The sequence below is a fragment of the Xanthomonas sp. JL1 genome (genome assembly GCF_038405005.1).
This window is the reverse complement of record NZ_JBBYGR010000047.1, coordinates 1-21,165: the sequence shown is the minus strand read 5'-3', so window position 1 is coordinate 21,165 and position 21,165 is coordinate 1. Positions and strand designations below refer to the sequence as shown.

10 protein-coding genes, 1 other RNA gene and 1 pseudogene are annotated in these 21,165 nt (G+C 63.9%); 10 read left to right on the top strand and 2 right to left on the bottom strand.

The features are described from left to right. Positions 1 to 35 precede the first annotated feature (35 nt). Together bioA and WJW29_RS10865 are read left to right on the top strand one after the other, a co-directional pair. On the top strand, positions 36 to 1,454 hold the full coding sequence (gene bioA, locus WJW29_RS10870; RefSeq protein WP_011258541.1) for an adenosylmethionine--8-amino-7-oxononanoate transaminase: 1,419 nt from the start codon (positions 36 to 38) through the stop codon (positions 1,452 to 1,454). Continuing rightward, positions 1,445 to 2,179 carry a 16S rRNA (uracil(1498)-N(3))-methyltransferase gene (locus WJW29_RS10865; protein WP_011258540.1) on the top strand — a complete coding sequence of 245 codons (735 nt, stop codon included), beginning with the start codon at positions 1,445 to 1,447 and terminating at the stop codon, positions 2,177 to 2,179. The genes bioA and WJW29_RS10865 overlap by 10 nt, the downstream gene beginning before the upstream one ends. A 301-nt stretch (positions 2,180 to 2,480) precedes the next feature. Here WJW29_RS10865 and WJW29_RS10860 read toward each other — a convergent pair whose 3' ends face one another. Continuing rightward, entirely contained in the window at positions 2,481 to 3,497 is a 1,017-nt protein-coding gene (locus tag WJW29_RS10860; protein WP_033013205.1) for a glucokinase family protein, read from the bottom strand. Positions 3,498 to 4,198: 701 nt separating this feature from the next. Here WJW29_RS10860 and WJW29_RS10855 point away from each other — a divergent pair. The 7 genes from WJW29_RS10855 (at position 4,199) to WJW29_RS10825 (ending at position 18,301) form a co-directional block, all read left to right on the top strand. After that, entirely contained in the window at positions 4,199 to 6,910 is a 2,712-nt protein-coding gene (locus tag WJW29_RS10855) for a TonB-dependent receptor (protein WP_011258538.1), read from the top strand. A gap of 207 nt (positions 6,911 to 7,117) precedes the next feature. After that, positions 7,118 to 8,803, top strand: a complete 1,686-nt coding sequence (locus WJW29_RS10850; RefSeq protein WP_041182072.1) for an alpha-L-fucosidase — start codon at positions 7,118 to 7,120, stop codon at positions 8,801 to 8,803. Between the two features lie 3 nt (positions 8,804 to 8,806). Beyond that, positions 8,807 to 9,874, top strand: coding sequence for a glycosyl hydrolase family 18 protein (locus WJW29_RS10845; RefSeq protein ID WP_011258536.1), 1,068 nt, complete (start codon positions 8,807 to 8,809; stop codon positions 9,872 to 9,874). Positions 9,875 to 9,935: 61 nt separating this feature from the next. After that, a non-coding RNA gene (locus WJW29_RS10840) (sX9 sRNA) lies at positions 9,936 to 10,009 on the top strand. Between the two features lie 262 nt (positions 10,010 to 10,271). After that, the gene (locus WJW29_RS10835) at positions 10,272 to 12,722 is read left to right on the top strand and encodes a family 20 glycosylhydrolase (protein ID WP_041182071.1); all 2,451 of its coding nucleotides are present in this window, start codon (positions 10,272 to 10,274) and stop codon (positions 12,720 to 12,722) included. Between the two features lie 21 nt (positions 12,723 to 12,743). Beyond that, positions 12,744 to 15,425 carry a glycoside hydrolase family 2 protein gene (locus WJW29_RS10830; protein WP_011258534.1) on the top strand — a complete coding sequence of 894 codons (2,682 nt, stop codon included), beginning with the start codon at positions 12,744 to 12,746 and terminating at the stop codon, positions 15,423 to 15,425. A 206-nt stretch (positions 15,426 to 15,631) separates the two neighbouring features. Next, positions 15,632 to 18,301, top strand: coding sequence for a glycoside hydrolase family 3 C-terminal domain-containing protein (locus WJW29_RS10825; protein ID WP_011258533.1), 2,670 nt, complete (start codon positions 15,632 to 15,634; stop codon positions 18,299 to 18,301). Positions 18,302 to 18,445: 144 nt separating this feature from the next. On the opposite strand, the gene WJW29_RS10820 is transcribed toward WJW29_RS10825, so the two are convergent. Beyond that, positions 18,446 to 20,560 carry a peptidase domain-containing ABC transporter gene (locus WJW29_RS10820; protein WP_011258532.1) on the bottom strand — a complete coding sequence of 705 codons (2,115 nt, stop codon included), beginning with the start codon at positions 20,558 to 20,560 and terminating at the stop codon, positions 18,446 to 18,448. Between the two features lie 108 nt (positions 20,561 to 20,668). Here WJW29_RS10820 and WJW29_RS10815 point away from each other — a divergent pair. Further along, a pseudogene (locus WJW29_RS10815) lies at positions 20,669 to 21,165 on the top strand (ISL3-like element ISXoo13 family transposase); the annotation flags it as partial.

Genomic DNA, 21,165 nt, shown 5'->3' with positions numbered 1-21,165 from the left:
CACGCAGCCGCAAGGCGGGCCGATAGAATAGGCAGATGCATCGACATGTCCATGAACCCGAAATCCTAGCAGACCCTGCAGCCGCACAAACTGCCGAACATTGGCGGCAACGCGATCTTGCGGTGGTGTGGCATCCCTGCACGCAGATGCGTGAGCACCCGCACACGCTGCCGCTGGTGCCGATCGCGCGCGGCGAAGGTGCGTGGCTGGTCGGCCATGACGGCCGACGCTATCTGGACGCAGTGAGCAGTTGGTGGACCAACCTGTTCGGCCATACCGAACCGCGCATCGGCGCGGCCATCGCGCGCCAGGCCGGCGAACTGGAGCAGGTCATGCTGGCAGGCTTCACGCACACCCCAGCCGTGCAACTGGCCGAGCAGCTCCTGGAAATCGCGCCACGCCAGGCAGGACGCGCGCCATTGTCCAAGGTGTTCTATGCCGACAACGGATCGGCCGGCGTGGAAGTGGCGCTGAAGATGGCCTTCCACTCCTTCCACAATCGTGGCGAGCACCGGCGCACGCGCTTCATTGCGCTGGAGAACGGTTATCACGGCGAAACCATCGGCGCACTGTCGGTTGGCGACATCCCGCTGTATCGGCGCGTGTATGCACCGCTATTGCTGGAGTCAATGTTCACACCCTCGCCCGATGCGTATCTGGCCGAGCCCGGGCAGAGCGCCGAAGACTACGCACTGCAGGCCGCCGATGCGCTGCAGGCGTTGTTCGAGCAATCGCCCGGCGAAATCTGCGCACTGATTCTGGAGCCGCGCGTGCAGTGTGCGGGCGGCATGCGCATGCACCACCCGGCGTATCTGCGGCGTGCACGTGCGCTATGCGATGCCCATGGCGCGTTCTTGATCGCCGACGAAATCGCTGTCGGCTTCGGCCGCACCGGCACCCTGTTCGCCTGCGAACAGGCCGGCGTAATGCCCGACCTGTTGTGCCTGTCGAAGGGGCTCACCGGCGGCTTCCTGCCGTTGTCGGCGGTCCTGGCCACACAGCAGTTATACGACGCCTTTCTGGACGATTCGCGCGAGCGTGCGTTCCTGCATTCGCACAGCTACACCGGCAACCCGCTGGCATGTGCGGCGGCGCTGGCAACGTTGAAGATCTTCGCTGACGACGACGTAATTGCGCGCAACCAACCCATCGCCGCGCGCATGAGCGAGCTCGCTGCGCAAATCGGCGAACACCCGGCCGTGGCGGACGTGCGCCAGGCCGGCATGATCGTGGCATTCGAACTGACCCGGGGCGGCGACAAGCGCACGCCGTTTGCGTCTGCCGCACGCGTTGGCCTGAAGGCGTATCGCGCGGCGCTCGACAAGGGGGTGGTGCTGCGCCCGCTCGGCGATGTGCTGTACTGGATGCCGCCGTATTGCGTGGACGAGGCGCAACTTGCGCTGCTGGCCGACACCACCCGCCACGCCATCGCCGAGGCCGTTGCATGCGCCTGACCCGCTCCCACGTCGCGTTACCACTGCACTGCGACCAGGAAGTGGCGCTGCCGGAAGAATCCGCCAATCACCTGCTGCGCGTGCTACGGCTGCGCCAGGGCGATGCCTGCATCCTGTTCAACGGCGACGGCAGCGACTACCACGCGCGCATCACGGTGGCGGGCAAGCGCGACGCACGTGCGCTGGTCGAACGCGTGGAACCGCTCTCCAACGAATCGCCGCTGCGGATCACCTTGATGCAAGGCATCGCACGCGGCGAGAAGATGGATCTGATCCTGCAGAAAGCCACCGAGTTGGGCGTTGCGGCGATCGTGCCGGTGATTGCCGAGCGCACCGAGGTGAAGCTCGACGCCGCGCGCACGGAAAAACGCGTGGCGCACTGGCGCAGCGTGGTGGTCTCGGCTTGCGAGCAATCCGGGCGTGCACGTCTTCCCAGCGTGGCCACGCCGCTGGGTCTGCAGGACGCGGCGCAGGCCAGCGACACGCACGCGCTACGGCTGACCCTGGACCCGCAGGGCGAGCATCGCCTGGGCACGTTGGCATCGAGCATCCCGCAACACATTGTCGTGGCGATCGGGCCGGAAGGCGGCTGGTCGCCACGCGATCGCGCCACCCTCGCCGAGGCCGGTTTCAGCGGCCTGCAGCTAGGGCCGCGCATTCTGCGCACCGAAACGGCGGGGCTGGCGGCGATTGCGGCGCTGCAGTCGCGGTTCGGGGACCTGTAGCGCCACGACATCGTGGCAGCGTCCCCGGGCGCGACGGGGCGTTATCGGCAACGCCTCGTCGCGCCCGGGTGCGCTCTTACGGGAATGCGGGAAGTTGCTCGGCATTGCGTCGTCCGTTGCAGGTCGACGGCTCGGTCCACTGCGTCCCGGCCTGACAGCCGCGCTGGCTCGTAGCAGCGCATCTGGGCGCGACCTGGCGTTTATCGGCAACGCCTCCTCGCGCCTGGATGCGCTCCTACCGCGATGCGGAGTTGATCGATCCGGTGCAGCGGGCGTGCTGCACCTGCCGATATGCCAGCGCTCAGCGGCCGTGCAGCAGAAACCAGCTGGCCGCACCGATGACGCCGAGCTGGCCGTGCTCGACGATGCTCACCGGCACCTGTTCCAGCGCCGGACGCAACGCGCCCTTGTCGAGCAGGCGTGCGACGAAATCGCTTTCAGCGATAAAGCCGGCGATCTGCGGCAGGAAGCCGCCAGCCAGATAGACACCGCTACGCACGCCATACAGCAGCATCAGGTCGCCGACCACGCTGCCCATGAACCCGCAGAACGCCTGCAAGGCATCGTGCGCCAGTGCATCGTTGCCAGCCAATGCGGCAGCGGTGATCTCGGCGGGGTTGGCATGCAGCACAGCGTCGCCGCGCAGTGCGCCCAGCGCGGTGTACAGATTCAACAGGCCCGGGCCGGACAACAGCGTCTCGGTGCACACGTGGGTACGCGTGCGCCGCAGTTCCTGCAGCAGTTCCACTTCCAGATCGCTGGCAGGTGCCAGGGCCGCGTGGCCAGCCTCGGTCGGCAGCACTACCGGGTGGGCACCGTGGGGAATCCACAGCGCCGCACCCAGGCCCGTCCCCGGACCGAGCACCAACGCCGGGCCCGCGGCGCCTTGCGCGGGGCCCGACAACTGCATGACCTGGTTGCCGCTCATGTAATTGGCCGCGTAGGCGACCGCTTCGAAATCGTTGACCAGATACAAGGCCTGCATGCCCAGCTGGCGGCGAATCTGTTCGGGGGCCAGCACCCAGGGCAGATTGGCGGTGATCACGCTGCCGTCGTCCAATGCGTAACCGGCGCTGGCGATCACGCCACGGCGCACCGGCGCGCAGCCCACCTCCGCGAAGAAGGCGGCCATGATCTCGGCAAGACCCGGATACTCGGCGCAACGGTACTTGCGATAGTCCAGCACAGTGACTGGCTTGCCTGCGTCATTGCTTTCGCACACCAGCGCCAGGCGCACGTGCGTCCCGCCCACATCGGCGGCAACGAAGGTTTCGGGGCGCGGAAAGGCCACCGCTTCCATTGGACTGCTTGCGCTCACGCATTCTCCTGATCTGTGGCGACGCCTGGCGTCGTCGCCCGTTGTCCGACGAACGGCAAACGGGGTAGACAACGTTGTCAGCAATCGTCCTGTAACGCAACTGTGGCAATCGCGAATCGACCCGAATCAGGCAACACGCGTCATTCGCCAAAAATCCGCTTGCTTCACGGCGATTCCTGCATAAAATCAGAGCGGCAGGATGCCGTTTCCGCGTTCACGATGGAACACCCCGATAGTAGCAGTCGCGCTGCAAAGAGTATTGCGCAGGCACCGCAGCAAAAACGAAAGCTACTTCATGAAAATGCTGCATTGCAGCGCAATCGCAGCAACACCAGAGATCTATGACGATGTGTTGACAACGCTGTCAGCGCTACGCGAGACTCGATCCAAATCGGGGTTCTGGCAGGAGGGGCCATGGACTGTTCGGTACTGAAGAACGGGCATTCCCTCGTCCGGCATTCCAGATTCGTGAGTTGTGCGTCGCCTGACGTTGCCACTCACAGATGTGCGTTTAGCTCCAGCGCTTCACCACACGGGGGACACCTCCTTTACCACGCGAATCGCATGCACCTGCTTCGGGAGAAGCGCGCCAGCGGACGTATCGCGATCGGTCAGGGCGTGTTGTTTTGCCGGCCACGCCGAGCGCGTTGCGCCCTACTACAGGGCAGCGCGCTCACAGCACTAACCAATGAGGTTTAGCCATGCACAGCCGCACCACGACGTTAGCACTCTGTATCACCGCCGCTCTGTACTGCTCCGGCTCTGCAATGGCTGCCGGACAAGAACAACAAGCCCCAGCCAGCACGCCGTCGGCCACCACCGAGCTGGACACCATCACCGTCACCGGCTACCGCGCATCGCTGGAGAAGAGCCAGTCGGTCAAGCGTGCGGCCAACTCCATCGTCGATGCGATCAGCGCCGAAGACATCGGCAAGTTCCCGGACACCAATGCGGCCGAATCGCTGGCGCATGTTCCGGGTATCAGCGTCGACCGCCAGTTCGGCGAAGGCGAAAAGGTCAGCATCAACGGCACCGACCCGGCACTGAACCGTGTGCTGCTCAACGGCCAGACCATCGCTTCCGGCGACTGGGGCGGCAATCCCAGCGACACCAGCGGCCGCACCTTCAACTACACCCTGCTGTCGCCGGAAATCATCGGCCTGATGGAGGTCTACAAGACCCCAGAAGCGCGTATCGACGAAGGCTCGATCGGCGGCACCGTGATCGTGCATACCCGCAAGCCGCTGGATCTGCCCAAGAACACCATCCGCGGCTCGGTGGGCTACAACTACAACGACCGCTCCAAAGAAGGTAACCCACGTGGTTCGGCCTTGTGGAGCTGGAAGAACGACGACGAAACCTTCGGCGCGTTGATTTCGGCCACCCATGACGAGCAGGACCTGGCGCGCGCCGGTATCGAATACTTCGGCTATACCACTGGCCGAAACGATAAAGGCGAGGGCATTCCGGCGACCGCCACCATCACCGGCGACGGCAGCGATGTGGCCACCGCACGCGTCCCGGCCGGCATCAGCAGCGCGTTCTTCCAGCAAACCCGCGAGCGCAACGGCTTGCAGGGCGCGTTGCAGTGGAAGCCGGACGAGAACAACGAATTCAATCTGACCGGCATCTACATCAAGGGTAAATACAACAACTACAGCCAGGCGCGCTACGTGTGCCCGGCCTGCAACGACGATCTGAAAAAGGTGACCCGCGCCAATGTGGAGAACGGCGTGGTCACCTCGGCCACGGTGTCCGACAACACGCAGGGCGGCGTCAATGACCAGCCATATGCGCAGATGGACACCAACTACCGCGAGAGCACCGTCACCACCAAGAGCCTGAACCTGCGGCACGACTGGTCGGGCGAGAAGTGGGTGTTCACCACCCAGATCGGCGATACCGAGGCCACCGGCGGCAAGAACCCCGAATACCTGATGAAGTATCTGATGCAGGATGGCGGGTACAACTATGCCTTCGACGGCCGCAATACCGCGGTGAACTACGACAACGGCGGCGCGGCCAACTGGGCGCTTCCGGGCAATCCGGCCGGACTGGCTCCTGGCGCTGAGACGATTCCAGGCACGTTGCCGCAGGTCAGCCCCATGCAGGCTGGCGGCCTTGATTATCAGAAGAGCAAGGACCAGGAAAAATACTTCCAGTGGGATGCGGCGCGCGACCTTAGCTGGGGGCCGTTCAACAAACTGCAATTCGGCTACAAATACATCAATCACGACAATGGCGTGGACGCACGCGGCAACCGCATCAACACCACCGACCCGGTTTCGTTGACGCAGTTCAACCCCGGTACGACGCAGAGCAGCCTGTACGACGGTCTGGGCGCCAGCGGCGATCTGACCACGTGGCCGACCGCCAATCTCGGCGCGGTGCGCCGTTATCTGCTGGCGCAGCCGCAAGGTCCCTACAACACCGATTTCGGTGGCTCGTTCGACGTTAAAGAGATTACCCAGAACGTCTACACGCAGTTGAACTTCGAATCCGGCCAGTGGCGCGGTAACGTCGGCGTGCGCCTGCTCGATACGACCGACAAGTCCGAGTATTGGCAAAGTGCCGACAATGGCGCTAGCTACTCTCGCGTTGCCGAGACGCATGATTACCGTAAAGCGCTGCCGAGCTTCAACGTGGCCTACGACGTGACCGACGATGCCGTGCTGCGCTTCTCGGTCGCCAAGGTCATGGCACGTCCGCGTTATGGAGATCTGGCAGGCTCGTTCACCGTCAACAGCGGCAACGGCAACCTGACTGCCAGCGGCGGCAATCCGGACTTGAGGCCTTACGAGTCCACCAACTACGATCTGGCCGCCGAGTGGTACTTCGCCCCGTCGAGCATGTTGTCGGGCGAGGTGTTCTATCGCGACATCAGCTCGTACATCGTGAGCACAACTGTCAGCGAGTTTCGGCAGGCGGATCGCCGAGGGAATGAACAAGGCATATATCAGATCACCACGCCCACCAACGCTTCCGACGCCAAGGTCAAGGGCGCATCGATCAACTACCAGCAGACCTTCGGGCTGGGCTTCGGCTTGCAGGCGAACTACACCTATGCCAAGGCCGACGCCAGCACCGGTTTGAACCTGCCCTACCTGTCGCGCGACACCTACAACGTGATCCCGTACTGGGAACATGGCGACTGGACGGTGCGCGTCAACTACAGCTACCGCTCCAAGTACTTCACCCAGCTCGGGCGGCTGGCATCGGAAGACTTCGCAGACAGCTACAAGCAGCTGGATCTGACCGCCTCGTATCAGATCACCGATTACATGGGTCTCACCTTCGGCGCCACCAACCTGCTGGATTCCACGTATAAGTTGTACAGCGGAACCAGGGACACCCCGACGGCGTTCTACAAGAACGGCCGCGGCTACCAGGCCCAGCTGAACTTCAAGTTCTGATGTAGCGAGAGCGCGCCACCGCCCCTCCACGGTGGCGCGCTTTTTTTTTGACCTGTCCGCTGTCTGCAGCGGCAGGTCGTTGTTGCACCAAGGAGTGGTACTGGCCACGCCCCTTCGCCGCCGAGGGAGCATGGCCAGATCCGCTTTTGCCATCCACGCGCGGCTGCACCATGACCGATGCGTTTCGCTTACAGGAGTGCAGTTCCCATGACGCCCGATAGCCGCCAGTTCGCGGCTCCCTCCCGCCGCCACGTCGGAGCTGCACCCAGGACCCGCATGCTTGCATTCGCTCTAGTGCTCGCGCTGCCGGCGTTGCAGGTCCATGCGGCGCAATCGCCGACCGCCCCGACCGCCACCACGCTCAGCCCTGAAGTCATCGACCAGCAGTGGCTCGATGCCACCGCTGCCTATGCGCCCGAACGCGAGCGCCTGGTGCGCGAAGCCGAAGCCGGCGCACGCAAGGGCCCGTTCCGCCCCGACTGGGCGGCACTGAAGGCATATCAATCGCCGGCGTGGTACGACAACGCCAAGTTCGGCATCTTCATCCACTGGGGCGTGTTCTCGGTGCCGGCATTCGGCAGCGAGTGGTATTCGCGCAACATGTATCTGGAAGGTTCCAAGGAATTCGCCCATCACGTGGCCACCTACGGCCCGCAGGCGAGCTTCGGCTACAAGGATCTGATTCCCAAGTTCACCGCGCCCAAGTTCGACCCGAATGGCTGGGCCAAGCTGTTCCGCGCGTCCGGCGCGCGCTATGTGGTGCCGGTGGCCGAGCACCATGACGGCTTTGCGCTGTACGACTCGAAGTTGTCCGACTGGACGGCGATGAAGATGGGGCCCAAGCGCGACCTGCTGGGCGAATTGTCCAAGGCCATTCGCGCGCAGGGGCTGCATTTCGGGTTGTCCTCGCACCGCGCCGAGCACAACTGGTTCTTCGACGGCGGGCGCACATTCGATTCGGACGTCAACGACCCGCGTTACGCCGCGCTGTATGGTCCGGCGCAGGTGCGTCTGCCCGGCAAGGACGATGCCGATGTGGCCAACGACTGGACGCCGGTCTCGCAGGCCTGGCTGGACGATTGGCTGGCGCGCACGACCGAGTTGATCGATATCTATCAACCGGACCTGATCTATTTCGATTGGTGGATTGCGCACCCCACGTTCCGTCGCAGCCTGCCGACGATGCTGGCGTATTACTACAACCAGGGCGCGGCGCGGACCGAGGCCGATCGCGGCGTGGTGGTGAACTACAAGCTCGGCGCATTTCCCGAAGGTGCAGGCACGCTGGATATCGAGCGTGGCCAGCTCACCGGCATCCATCCCACGCATTGGCAAACCGACACCTCGGTCAGCAACGCCTCGTGGGGTTACATCGAAAACGACACCTACAAGTCGCCCACCTTCATCATCCACATGCTGGCCGATGTGGTGGCCAAGAACGGCAACCTGATGCTCAACATCGGCCCGCGTGCGGATGGCTCGATCCCGGATACCGAGCGCGGCATCCTGCTGGCGATCGGCAAGTGGCTCAAGACCAACGGCAGCGCGATCTACGACAGCAAGCCCTGGCGCGTCTACGGCGAAGGCCCCACCGAAGTGGTGGGCGGCACCTTCCAGGACATCAAGACCAAACCCTACACGGCCGAGGATTTCCGCTTCACCTCGCGCGATGGCGCGCTGTATGCAATCGAACTCGGTTGGCCGCGTCGTGGCGAAGCCGTGATTCGCTCGCTCAACACCGCCGATGGCGTGCGCGCTGTGACCCTGCTGGCCAACGGCAAGCAGATCCCGTTCGAACAACGCGCCGACGGACTGCATCTGCGCCTGCCGGTCAAGCCGGTTGGCGAGAGCGCCTACGTCTTCCGCATCGACCTTTCCTCTCCCACTCCCTGACGGATGCTGTCTTTCATGAGTAAGCGATTGACCTGGATAGTGCTTGCGCTGGCATTTGCCTGCGCCCCGGCCCTGGCCAAAAATCCCACGGCGTTGTTCTATCTGATGAACACGCAGAAATCGACCAACTCGTTCATTGCCAACATCGACAAGATCGATGTGGTGGTGCCCACCTGGTACGGCGTGGACCAGAATGGCCTGGTCAACGGCACTCCCAACATGTATCTGTACGACATCGCCAAGCAGCACAAGCTGCGGGTGATGCCGATCCTGTCGATGACCACCGGTCGCGAAGGATTCCACAAGCTGATGCATGACGAAGCCGCCAAGAAGCGCATGATCGAATCGCTGCTGATTCACGGCAAGCAGCACAAGTACTACGGCTTCCAGTTCGATTTCGAAAACATCGCCTGGACCGACCGCGACGCTTACACGCTGATGGTCAAGCAGACCGCCGACGCGCTGCACAAGGCCGGCTTCAAGATGTCGGTCGCCGTGGTGCCGAATGCACCGGGCTATGCCGAAGGCGGCCAGTTTTCCAAGTGGATGTGGGAATACTGGCGTGGTGCGTACGACCTGAAGGCGCTGGGCCAGGCGGTGGATCTGGTCAGCCTGATGACCTACGACCAGCACACCCGCTGGACCACGCCCGGCCCGGTCGATGGCATGGTGTGGATGAAGAAGCATCTGGATTACGCCATCACCCAGGTGCCGAAAGACAAGCTCTCGCTGGGTATCGCCACCTACGGCTACCGCTGGTACACCGGCAACCCGGTGAAGGAAGACGGCACCGAGGCGTCGAATATTTCGGCAACGTATATCGATGCGGACGAGTCTTTCCCGCTGGCGCTGGAACAGAACGCCACCGTGCAGTGGGATCCGGTCGAGCAGGAATCGTGGTTCTACTTCTATCGCGACGACATGCGCGAGTGGGTGTTCCGCCCGGACGCACGCAGCTTCAAGGCGCGCTACGAGCTGACCAAGCAGTACGGCCTGGAAGGTTTCAGCTGCTGGGTGCTGGGCGCCGAAGACCCGAAGGTGTGGGACGAGTTGCCGACTGCGCAGCGCTAAGCGCAGCCAACAACACGACTGCGCAGTGGCTAGGCGGACGCGGCCGGTGTTCGGAATCGGCATGTGCCACGCGTACATTCCGGTTCTAGGCACGCCGTCCACGCCCCGCTGAAAACTGCGCGCGACGTTTAGGTCGCCGCTCCAACTGAGATGACGCACCACCGCACGCAGTCACGGGCGCGGCTAGCACTGGAATCGGGCTGCATGTATTGCACCGCGGCTCCTGCGCTATCGGCGCCCGTTTTGCAGCGACCGATGACGTTGTCTTGGTCGCTCTACAACGCAGTCGCCAGGCTGCGCCGCGGGACCAAGCGTGGGCCCGTCACTGCGCCTTCCGACACGGCTTTGCTACTGTGCGCGGCTGCCGTGTACCGCCGCCACATCGGGATGTAATTGCATGATGTCGAACTCCGCACCCACCGCACGCCCGACAGCAGGCGCGCCGTTGTCCTCGCGCCTGCTTGCGCTCGTGTTCGCAGCAACGTCGCTGGCCGGTTGCGGTCAACGTGTACCTGGCACTCCACCAGCCGCCGCCACGGAGGGCGCACCTGCCGCTGCAGCGGCAAACACCGCGCGTACACCGTTGCCACTGATTCCTGCAGCCGTCGAGGTCAAACGCGGTAGTGGCAGCTTCGTCGTGGGCACCGGTACGGTGATCTCGATCGTGCCTGGCGATGCCGATGCACGTCGCAGTGCCGAACATCTGGCCGATCTGCTGCTGCGCACACGCGGGCTGCGATTGGAAGTGCGCGCCGAAACCAGCGCATCGCCGGGCAGCATCCGCCTGGAGCGCAGCGCGCAGGCGCCGGTAGCGCACAAGGAAGGCTACAGCCTGGAGGTGGATGCCAAGGGCGTGCGCATCGCCGCGCGCGATGGAGCCGGCTTGTTGTATGGCGCAGTCAGCGCCTGGCAATTGATGACACCGGATACGCACAAGGGCGAGGTCCAACTGCCGTCGGTGGCGATCCGCGACTGGCCGCGTTTCAGCTGGCGCGGCCAGCATCTGGATGTGGCCCGGCATTTTCATGATGTGGACACGGTCAAGCATGTGCTCGATACGATGGCCCTGCACAAGCTCAACGTGCTGCATTGGCATCTCACCGATGACCAGGGCTGGCGCATCGAGATCAAGCGCTATCCCAAGCTCACGGAGGTCGGTGCCTGGCGCACGCCGCCGGGCGCGGGAATGGACGGCATACCGCAACGTTATGGCGGCTTCTACACGCAGGAACAGATCAGCGAGATCGTCGCTTACGCCGCGCGCCTGCACATCACCGTGCTGCCGGAGATCGACATGCCCGGGCATGCACAGGCGGCCGTTGCCGCCTATCCCGAAGAGGTGGGCGTCCCCGGTGTGCGCACCCAGGTGGGCGTGGACTGGGGCGTCAACCCGTACCTGTTCAACACCAGCGAACGCAGCCTGACCTTCATCACCAATGTGCTGGATGAAGTGCTGACCTTGTTCCCCTCGACCTACATCCACATCGGTGGCGATGAGGCGGTCAAGGATCAATGGGAAGCCTCGCCGGCGGTGCGCGCACAGATGCGCAAGCTCGGAGTCAAGGACGCGCATGCGATGCAGGGCTGGTTCAACGAACAGCTGGGGGCCTACCTCACCCAGCACGGCCGGCGCATGATCGGCTGGGATGAAATCCTAGAAGGCGGCGTGCCGGCGAGTGCGTCGGTGATGTCGTGGCGCGGCGTCGAAGGTGCGGTCACTGCGGCCAAGCAAGGCCACGACGTGGTGCTTGCGCCGGGCGACTGGCTGTATCTGGACAATCTGCAAACCACGCGCAACGACGAACCGAACGGTCGCCTGACCGTGTTGCCGCTGTCGAAGGTCTATGCATTCGACCCGGTGCCGGCCGGGCTCAGCGCCGAACAGGCCAGGCATGTGCTGGGCGCACAAGGCGCGTTGTGGTCCGAATACATTTCCTCGCGCTGGCATGTAGATCACGCGCTGTTTCCGCGGCTGTCTGCGGTGGCAGAAGTGACCTGGTCGCCCAAGGCGGCACGCAACTGGAACAGCTTCCTGGCGCGTATGCCGGCACAGCTGCAGCGCTACAAGGCGCTGGGCATCGACTACAGCGACGGCGCATTCGCTGCCGATATCGCGCTGGAAAACGGACCCAACCCAGTGCTCGCCGGCGGCCCGGCCAAGGTGGCGCTGAGCACGCAGACTGGGGCGGGCACGCTGCACTACACCATCGATGGCAGCGATCCCACACCGGCATCGCCACGCTACAACGCACCGTTTACGATTCAATTGCCGACCACGGTCAAGGCCACGGCGTTCGATGCCAACGGCACGCCGCTGGCGGCCACGCGCAGCCGCACCTTTGATCGCGCCGGCTTGTTGCGCGTAGACACGCAAGGCTTGCAACACTGCGTCGAAACCGGCGCACTCGGCTTGCGTCTGCCGCTATTGCCGGAGATGACCGCCGCCGACACGCCGGTGTACAACGTCGATCTGTTCCATGCCTGCCGCATGTATCCGCAGGCGCGGCTGGACGGCATCGGCGCCATCCGCATCGACGCCGCACGCCTGCCCAATAACTTCGGCCTGGCGCATGAGCAATCCAAGGTCGTGCAGTACCCGGCCAACACCCGCGGCGGTGAGCTGGAAGTGCGTCAGGGCTGCGATGGCGAATTGATCGCCAGCGTGCAGCTGCCGCGCAGCGACACCCTGGGTGAGCAATTCACGCTGGAAACCGCACTGCCTGCACGCACCGGCATCCACGATCTCTGCCTGCGCTTTACCGCGCCGATTCGTGGCCCGTTGTATGCCATCGGCGCCGTTCAACTGATTGAAACCACCGCGCAGGCGCCCCCCGCCGCCACGCGCTGAGCCATCCTAGGAGAGTTACGCATGCCCCTGTTCCGTCCTCGTTCTGTTCCCGCCGCCGCCCGTCTCGGGCTTGCCCTGGCCTTCGCCATCTCGCAGGCCTGGGCCGCGCCGCCTTCGGCCGTGACGCTGGACGCCGGCTGGCAGGTGCGGCTGGTGCCGGGCCAGGAGCAGGCCAAGACGTATCCGAAAGCAGCGGCGTGGCTGCCGGCCCAGGTGCCGGGTGCGGTGCAGACCGACCTGATCGCCGCCAAGATCGTGCCCGACCCGTTCTATCGCGATAACGAAGGCAGGATCCAGTGGGCCGGCCTGAGCGATTGGCAGTACCAGACCCACTTCAACGTGGATGCGGCCACGCTCAAGCGCGAACACGTGGAGCTGGTGTTCGACGGCCTGGACACGTGTGCCGAAGTCACCCTCAACGGCAAACAACTGCTCAGCGCCGACAACATGTTCCGGCAGTGGCGCGTGGATGCGAAGTCCTTGCTCAAGCGCGGCGACAACGTGCTGGAGGTCAAGCTCTACTCGCCGATCAAGAAGATCCAGCCGTGGCTGGCCAAGCAGCCGTACGCGCTGCCGGGCGCTTATGACTCGGCCTTCGGCGACGAGCCCGAGGCACGCCACAGCTCCACCTATGTGCGCAAGGCGCCGTACAACTTCGGCTGGGACTGGGGCCCGCGCATGGTCAACGCCGGCATCTGGAAGGATGTGCGCGTGGAAGCGTGGGACGCCGTGCGTGTGGATGGGCTGCATATCGCCCAGCAACGCGTGGATGCCGAGAGCGCGCAATTGCAGGCGCAGCTGGAACTGCAGGCCGGCCGCAGCGGCCCGGTGCAGGTGACGCTGGATGTACTGGGCCCGGATGGGCAGAACGTCGGCCAGTTCACCCAGGACGCGGTGGTCGACCCTGGTCAGAACCGCATCGCTCTGGCCGTGCGCATCGCCAAGCCCAAGCGCTGGTTTCCGGCCGGTTACGGCGCGCAAGACCGCTACACCTTCGTGGCCAGCGTGCGCGACGCCGATGGCGACAGCCAACAGATCAAGCGTGTCACCGGCCTGCGTTCGGTGGAGCTGCGCCGCGAAAAAGACACGTTCGGCAAGAGCATGGAGATCGTGATCAACGGCATCCCGATCTTCGCCAAGGGGGCCAACCTGATTCCGCTGGATGCCTTCCCCGCACGCGTGACGCACGACCGCATGCGCAGCACCTTGCAGGACGCGCGCGATGCCAACATGAACATGTTGCGCATGTGGGGCGGCGGACACTACCAGGACGATTATTTCTACGACGTCGCCGACGCGCTGGGCATCATGATCTGGCAGGACTTCATGTTCGGTGGCGCGGTGCCGCCGTACGACGTGGAATTTCGCGAGAACACCCGGCAGGAGGCGATCGAACAGGTCAAGCGGCTGCGCGATCACCCCAGTATCGTGTTGTGGTGCGGCAACAACGAAGTGCAGACCGGCTGGGAAAACTGGGGCGACCGGGTCAAGTTCAAACAATCGGTGGACCCGGAGGAGCGCTCCCGCATCGAACGCGGCATGACCACCCTGTTCGGCACGGTGTTCCGCGAAGTGGTGGCCACCTACGATAGCGACGTGCCGTATTGGGCCACCTCGCCCGGCACCGATTTCGACGGCGCGGCCGACCAGGCCAACGATGGCGACATGCATTACTGGAAGGTCTGGGGCGGCCCTGCCCTGCCGGTCACCGAATACCTCAACGTCACCCCGCGCTTCATGTCCGAATACGGCCTGCAGTCGTTCCCGGATATGCGCACCGTGCGCGCCTTCGCCGAGCCCGGCGACCTGGATCCGGAATCGCCGGTGATGCGTGTGCATCAGAAGTTCGACAAGGGCAACGGCAACAAGCGGTTGATGCTGTACATCCGCCGCGAATTCGGCGAGCCCAAGGATTTCGAAAGCTTCGTCTACCTGAGCCAGCTGATGCAGGCCGAAGGCATCCACATCGCCGCTTCGCATCTGCGCGCTTCGCGTCCGCAGTCGATGGGTTCGCTGTACTGGCAGCTCAACGATGTGTGGCCGGGTGCGTCGTGGTCCAGCGTGGACTACTACGGCCGCTGGAAGGCGCTGCATTACCACGCGCGCCGTTTCTATGCGCCGGAAATGATCGCCGCGCTGCGGAACGACAAGGGCCAGACCGAAGTGTCGCTGGTGTCCGACCGCACCACACCGCTGGCGGCACGCTGGCGCATGCGGGTGATGCGCATGGACGGCAAGGTACTGAGCAAGCGCGAAGACAACGCTAGCGTCAAACCGCTGAGCAGTCTGCAGGTCGGTAACTTCAGCGACAAGCAATTGCTGGGCAGCGCCGATCCGAAGCACACCTATGCCGTGTTCGAGCTCTTCGACGGCAACACGTTGCTGTCACGTGAAATGGTGTTCTTCGCGCCGGCCAAGCAGCTCGCATTGCCGACCGCGAAGATCGATAGCCAGTGGCGCACCGATGGCGATGGCTACGCGCTCACCCTGACCAGCAACACGCTGGCGCGCGACGTGTGGCTATCGTTCGGCGATGTGGATGCCACCCTGTCGGACAACGCCTTCGACCTGCTGCCGGGTGAGCCGCTGACCGTGCATGTGAGCAGCAAGGTAGCGCTGACGCAGCTGCAATCCGCGCTGAAGGTGCGCGATCTGGCTGCCACGCTGGCTGGCGCGCCGCCGGAGCCGGCCGAAGCGAAGTAAAACCGTCAGGAACAGGTCTCAGCAGATGACGCAGCACGCGTAAGTACGCTGCGTCATCCGCGAAGACCACATAGCGCGGTGAGTGCTTCCTGTAACGGGTCGCACATCACCAGTAAGCGATCCGCAATCATCACTGCCCGCAGCATCACTGCAGGCGACCCAAGAGCAACGCGTGACGGCCATGGCCGCCGCGCAGGAGTGAACCGATGTCGTTGTCCGTCTTTCCGTGCCGTCTTGCCGCCGCACTGAGTGTGGGTCTGGCTCTGCCGCTCATCGCTGCACCGGCAGTGTCCGCAAAAAACACCGATGCAACGCCCGAACAACGTGCCGCCGACCTGGTGGCGCACATGAGCCGCGAAGAAAAAGTGGCGCAGGCCATGAACGATGCGCCTGCAATTCCGCGCTTGGGCATCCCCGCCTATGAGTGGTGGAGCGAGGGCCTGCACGGCATCGCCCGCAACGGTTATGCCACGGTGTTTCCACAAGCCATTGGCCTGGCGGCGAGCTGGAATACCCATCTCATGCAGCAAGTGGGCACGGTGGTCTCTACCGAAGCGCGCGCCAAGTTCAACCAGGCCGGTCGCCCGGGCAACGACCACAAGCGCTACGCCGGTCTCACCATCTGGTCGCCCAACATCAATATCTTCCGCGACCCGCGCTGGGGCCGTGGCATGGAAACGTACGGCGAAGACCCGTTCCTCACCGGACAGATGGCAGTGGGCTTTATCCACGGCCTGCAGGGCGAGGACCTCGACCACCCGCGCACGATCGCCACGCCCAAGCACCTCGCCGTGCACAGCGGGCCCGAGCCGGGCCGGCATGGATTCGATGTCGATGTGTCGCCACGCGATGTGGAAGCGACCTATACGCCGGCCTTCCGCGCTGCCATCGTCGAAGGACAGGCCGGCGCGGTGATGTGTGCGTACAACTCGCTGCACGGCACGCCGGCGTGCGCCGCCGACTGGTTGATCAACGGCCGCGTACGTGGCGACTGGGGCTTCAAGGGGTTTGTGGTGTCCGACTGCGATGCGGTGGACGACATGACCCAGTTCCATTATTTCCGCCCGGATAATGCCGGCTCCTCGGCCGCAGCGCTCAAGGCCGGGCATGATCTCAATTGTGGGCATGCCTATCGCGAACTCGGCACGGCGATCGCGCGCGGCGAAGTGGACGAAGCCTTGCTCGACCAATCGCTGGTGCGCCTGTTTGCCGCCCGCTATCGCCTGGGCGAGCTGGAGGCCCCGCGCAAGGATCCTTACGCACGGCTGGGCGCGAAGGATGTCGACAACGCGCAGCATCGTGCGCTGGCCTTGCAGGCGGCGGCCGAGTCGATCGTGTTGCTGAAGAACAATGCAAACACGCTGCCTCTCAACGCCGGCACGCGGCTGGCGGTGATCGGCCCGAACGCCGACGCCCTGGCCGCGCTGGAAGCCAATTACCAGGGCACATCCTCCGCGCCGGTAACGCCGCTGCTGGGCCTGCGCCAACGCTTCGGTGCGCAACAGGTGAGTTATGCGCAAGGTGCGCCGTTGGCCGCTGGCGTGCCGGGCATGATTCCGGAGACTGCACTGCGCAGCGATGGCAAGCCGGGGCTGCGTGGCGAATATTTCGACAACCTCGACATGAGCGGTGCTGCGCGCGTGGTGCGTCAGGACCGCGCGGTGAGCTTCAACTGGGATCAGGTTGCCCCGGCGAAGGGTGTCCCTGCCGACCGTTATGCGGTGCGCTGGAGCGGCGAATTGCTGCCGCCCAGCGCTGGCGATTACACCCTGGCGGTGCGCGTGGCGCGTTGCTTCGATTGCACCGGGCACGACCCGGTGCGCCTATATATCGACGACAAGCTGGTGGTTGCCGGCAACGCCGAAGACAAGCACGTGCCGGCCGGCATGCACAACGCCGACGGCCGCAGCGTGGAAACTGTGCTGCATTTTAACGATACCCGCCCGCGCAAGATTCGCCTAGAAATGGAGCACCGCGGCCAGGACCAGGGCGTGCGCCTGGAATGGCTGGCCCCTGCCGCGGCGCAACTGGCCGAGGCCGAGCAGGCCGTGGCGCAGGCAGACGCCGTGGTGGCCTTCGTCGGCCTGTCGCCGGATGTGGAAGGCGAAGAGTTGCGGATCGATGTGCCCGGCTTCGACGGTGGCGACCGCAACGACATCGCCCTGCCCGCCCCGCAGCAAGCGCTGCTCGAACGGGCAAAAGCCTCGGGCAAACCGCTGGTGGTGGTGCTGATGAGCGGCAGCGCGGTGGCCTTGAACTGGGCCAAGACGCACGCCGATGCGATCGTGGCCGCGTGGTATCCCGGCCAGTCCGGCGGCACCGCGATCGCGCGCATGCTGGCCGGCGATGACAACCCCGGCGGTCGGCTGCCGGTGACGTTCTATCGCTCCACCAAGGACCTGCCGGCGTACGTCAGTTACGACATGAAGGGCCGCACCTACCGCTACTTCAAGGGTGAGCCGCTGTTTCCGTTCGGCTATGGCCTGAGCTACACCCGCTTTGCCTATGACGCGCCGCAGCTGTCCAGCACCGCGGTGCAGGCCGGCAGCACGTTGCAGGTGACCACCACCGTGCGCAACACCGGCGCACGTGCCGGCGACGAAGTGGCGCAGGTGTATCTGCAATATCCGGACCGCCCGCAGTCGCCGTTGCGCAGTCTGGTCGGTTTTCAGCGCGTGCATCTTGCAGCGGGCGAGCAACGCACGCTGACCTTCAATCTGGATGCACGCGCGTTGAGCGATGTGGATCGCAGCGGGCAGCGCGCGGTGGAAGCCGGCAACTACACGTTGTTTGTCGGCGGTGGGCAGCCGGATACTGGCGCCGCTGGCAATGCTGCGTCGTTTTCGATCCAGGGACGCTCGCCGTTGCCGAAGTAATGCCCGTGATTGCGTGACGCACAACAGGCGCCGGCTGTCTCAGTCGGCGCCTGTTGCATGATGGGGCGGGTCTGATGGTGAACCACGCAGATGCGCACGGCGTACAGCGGCTCGAACATCGCGCGCCAGCGAGTGTGGCTGCCCTCACGCACTCAAGACGTGATCTTCAGGATGTGGTATTTCGGGCGATTGCTGCAACTTCACTTCTTGCACGATCCGTCCATGCTCCATCACCAGGATGCGGTCGGCGCTGGCAATGGTTTCAGGGCGGTGCGCCACGATCACCTTGGTCAGTTGCAAGTGCTTCACCGCCTCGTTGACCAGGCGCTCGCGGGTGACATCCAGATGGCTGGTGGCCTCGTCGAGGAACAGCAGCTTCGGCTGCCGATACAGCGCACGCGCGAGAATAATCCGCTGCTTCTGGCCGCCCGAAAGCGAACTCCCCATATCGCCGATCAGGCTGTGATAGCCCATTGGCATCGCGGCGATATCCTCATGCACCGCCGCCAACTGCGCCGCCGCCTTGATCCGTTCCAGGTCGAAATCCGTATCGAAGAAACCGATGTTGTCGGCGATACTGCCTGCAAACAATTGATCGTCCTGCATCACCACGCCGATCATCGCGCGCACAGTGCGCGGGCCGAGTTTGTGCAGATCGTGCCCGCCGATCCGGATCGTGCCCTCGCTGGGCGTGAGTAAACCCAGCAAGAGTTTCACCAGCGTTGTCTTGCCGCAACCAGACCCACCAATGATGGCCACCGATTCCCCCGGTGCAATCGTAAAAGAGCAGTCCTTGACCACCCACGGCTCGCCGTCGGCGTAGCGAAACGATAGCCCTTCCACCTCGATGCTTGGCTCGGCGGGTGGCAGCGCGTGCGGTTGTGCGTGCTGCTTTTCCGGCGGAGTCAACACGATATCAGCCAGCCGCTCGCCGTGCAGGCGCAGCATGCGGAACTCGATCCATTTGTCGATCAACCCGCTCACGCGCATCGCGAACTGGTCCTTGTAGGCCAGGTAAGCGACCAGCATGCCGACCGAGAACACATTGTCCAGCGCCAACCTGGCGCCGATCCAGATCACCGCGATGCGCTCCAGGCCGAACACCAACTGGCTGGCCGTATTGAAGCCCAGGGACATCCGCGCCAGCTTCACGTCCTGATTGACGGTGTCGTTGAGTAAGTTCTCGTAAGTGGAACGGCGCACCGATTCTTCACCGGCCACTTTCAAGCTTTGCATGCCACGCAGCGATTCCAACAGATGCGTCTGTTGCTTGGCCGCGGCCACTAACTGTTGTTCGGTGCGGTCGCGCATGGGCCTATAGGCAATGGCACGGATGCCAAGATAGAGCGCGACCGCCAGCAGCGTCACCAAGGCAAGCTTCCAGCTATAGACCAGCATCAGCACCAGCGTCACCATCGCCATCACGCCATCGATCATGGCCTCGACGAAGCTGGTGGTGAGCGTGTGTTGAATGGTCTGCACCGAGGACATGCGCGAGGTGACATCGCCCAGGTGCCGCTTTTCGAAAAAGTCCAGCGGCAGCTTGAGCAGGTGCGCGAACACGTTGCCCATCCACTGCAATCCGAGCCGGGAGGAGAGCGACACCACCGACCAACCACGCAACAGGCCAATGCCGACTTGCAACAGCAGCGCCAATCCGAACCCCAGCCCCAGCACCACGAGTAAGTCGCGGTCCGCCGACACCAGCACCTGGTCCACCACCCATTGCGTGTAGAACGGCGCCAGGATGACGAAGACCTGCAACGCCAGCGACAACAACGCGATCTGCGACAGCGCACTCCACAGCCCACGGATGGGGCCGGTGAGTTGGCGTGCGGAAATGGAAGGCGCTGCCTTGTGCTGCTTGAACTCGGCAGTGGGCGTCAGCTCCAGTGCCACGCCGGTAAAGTGCTGGGACACTTCGCCGAGCGATAACCTGCGCTCGCCGATGGCCGGGTCGAGGATCGTCGCTTTCGATTTTCCAACCTTGGCGAGCACAACGAAGTGGTTGAGATCCCAGTGCAGGATGCAAGGCAGGGAGAGTTGATCCAGTTGTTCCATTTCCAGCCGTAGCGGGCGGGTGGAGAAGCCCAGCGTCTGGGCAATCTCGATCAACTGGTTGAGCCGGATACCCTTGAGCGACAAGTGGAAACGCCTGCGTAACTCGGGCAGATCCAATTGCATGCCATGCGCCGACGCCACCATCGCCAATGACGCCAGCCCGCATTCGCTTGCTTCTGCTTGCACAATCGCCTTCATCGTTCAGCTTGCTCCAGTGGCTGAAGATGCCACTATTGGTTTTTTAGGCTCTCTGAAAATTTGAGTGGGTAGGATTTCGTCTGGTTTACCACTGACGCGGGGATTGGGATGACGGCCAAGGTGTTTGAAGCGGCGCTGGGAATCGGCGCGCCGTGGTCGGTAGGCGCGGTCGAGTTCGACGAAGCGACCAAGGTGTTGACGGTGCCGGTGGACTTCAAACCGGGCACGAGGTTCAAGGTATCGGGCCAAGAAGAGCTTCATCCGGTTCATGACACCGTGGTCAAGACCTACCGGCACCTGAACTTTTTCCAGCACGAGTGCTACCTGAAGGTTCGCACGCCGCGTGTGAAGCTTGGGGGCGGATCGGTTCGCCTGGTCGAGCCAGACTTCGCTGGGCGGTTGTCGGGCTTCACGCTGTTGTTCGAGGCGCTGGTGCTGATGTTGTCGCAGCAGATGCCGTTCGCGGCCGTTGCGCGCATCGTGGGCGAGTCGGCGTACCGGTGCATGCAGGTGTGCAACCGCTACGTCGAGATGGCCCTGGAGCAGGCCGACTTCAGCGACGTCACGTCGCTGGCCATCGACGAGACGTCGCGCGCTCGCGGCCA

What these genes read in the sequence shown, in the direction of transcription:
- WJW29_RS10830 (WP_011258534.1), top strand. Translation starts at nt 12,744, where the DNA reads ATGCCCCTGTTCCGTCCTCGTTCTGTTCCCGCCGCCGCCCGTCTCGGG.
- WJW29_RS10835 (WP_041182071.1), top strand. Translation starts at nt 10,272, where the DNA reads ATGATGTCGAACTCCGCACCCACCGCACGCCCGACAGCAGGCGCGCCG.
- WJW29_RS10845 (WP_011258536.1), top strand. Translation starts at nt 8,807, where the DNA reads ATGCTGTCTTTCATGAGTAAGCGATTGACCTGGATAGTGCTTGCGCTG.
- WJW29_RS10865 (WP_011258540.1), top strand. Translation starts at nt 1,445, where the DNA reads ATGCGCCTGACCCGCTCCCACGTCGCGTTACCACTGCACTGCGACCAG.
- WJW29_RS10855 (WP_011258538.1), top strand. Translation starts at nt 4,199, where the DNA reads ATGCACAGCCGCACCACGACGTTAGCACTCTGTATCACCGCCGCTCTG.
- WJW29_RS10850 (WP_041182072.1), top strand. Translation starts at nt 7,118, where the DNA reads ATGACGCCCGATAGCCGCCAGTTCGCGGCTCCCTCCCGCCGCCACGTC.
- bioA (WP_011258541.1), top strand. Translation starts at nt 36, where the DNA reads ATGCATCGACATGTCCATGAACCCGAAATCCTAGCAGACCCTGCAGCC.
- WJW29_RS10825 (WP_011258533.1), top strand. Translation starts at nt 15,632, where the DNA reads ATGTCGTTGTCCGTCTTTCCGTGCCGTCTTGCCGCCGCACTGAGTGTG.
- WJW29_RS10820 (WP_011258532.1), bottom strand. Translation starts at nt 20,560, where the DNA reads ATGAAGGCGATTGTGCAAGCAGAAGCAAGCGAATGCGGGCTGGCGTCA.